This window comes from Nocardia sp. NPDC059228 (genome assembly GCF_042754245.1).
In the GTDB taxonomy this organism is placed as follows: Bacteria; Actinomycetota; Actinomycetes; order Mycobacteriales; family Mycobacteriaceae; genus Nocardia.
The window spans coordinates 1-1,149 of sequence record NZ_JBHZAL010000154.1 but is presented as its reverse complement, the minus strand read 5'-3'; the positions used below and the strand labels follow the sequence as shown (position 1 = coordinate 1,149).

1 pseudogene is annotated in these 1,149 nt (G+C 73.1%); it reads left to right on the top strand.

What is annotated here, in order from left to right:
- Positions 1 to 1,149: pseudogene (locus ACFXKA_RS43120) on the top strand (hypothetical protein); the annotation flags it as partial.

Sequence of the window (1,149 nt, the reverse complement as noted above, 5' to 3'; positions counted from 1 at the left end):
GGGCAACGGCTACTTCGCCACCCGGGGAGCGGCGTCCGAGACGTCCGAGGGCCCCTCGCACCGTCCCGGCACCTACGCGGCGGGCTGCTACAACCGGCTGACGTCCACCGTCGCGGGACGCCGGGTGGAGAACGAGGACATGGTCAACCTGCCCGACTGGCTGCCGCTGCGTTACCGCGTGCGCGTCGAAGGGGCGCGCCCCGGGCCGTGGCTGTCGCCCGACGGTCCGGGGCTGATCGAGCACGGGCAGACGCTGGATCTCCGGCACGGCACGCTCACGCGGCGGTCGGTGTACAGGGCGGCGGGGAGCGGCGGGGGCCGGCTGCGTGTGGAACAGCGCCGCCTGGTCCACATGGGCGAGCCGCATCTGGCCGCGCAGCGCACCTCGTTCACCGCCGAGGGCTGGACGGGCGAGGTGGAGGTCGAGGCGGCGCTCGACGGCGACGTACGGAACGACGGGGTCGAACGCTACGCGGATCTCGCGAACCGGCATCTGACGGGGTGGAGCACGGGCACCGGCCCTGTCATCGGCACCGCAGCCGCAGCAGCCGCAACCGACTCCGGAACTGCCCGGAGCGACACGGTGTGGCTGTGCTGCCGCACGCTCAACTCCCACATCCGTATCGCGCTGGCCGCGCGTACCCGGGTGTCGGGCCGTAGCGGCACCGCGTCCCCTCGTAACACCGCTTCCCGCCGCGGCACCGCGCCTCGTACCCGTCTCACCGACCGGCGGGCCGTCCAGATCCTGGCGATCCCCGTGGCGAGCGGCGAGACGGTGGTCGTCGACAAGACGGTCGCGCTGTACACCTCACGCGACCCGGCGATCAGCGGTCCCCTCACGGCCGCGACCGAGGCCGTACGGCGGGCGCCGGACTTCCCCGCCCTGCTCGCCTCGCACCACCGCGCCTGGCGGGAGATCTGGCCGCGGGCGGCTCTCGACGTGCCGGGGGAGGCGGGCGTGATCCTGCGGCTGCACCTGTTCCACGTCCTCCAGACGCTCTCCCCGCACACCGCCGACCTGGACGTCGGGGTACCCGCGAGGGGACTGCACGGCGAGGCGTACCGCGGCCATGTCTTCTGGGACGAACTCTTCGTCCTGCCCTATCTGAATCTGCACTTCCCCGAGGTGTCCCGGGCGCTGCTCGGCTA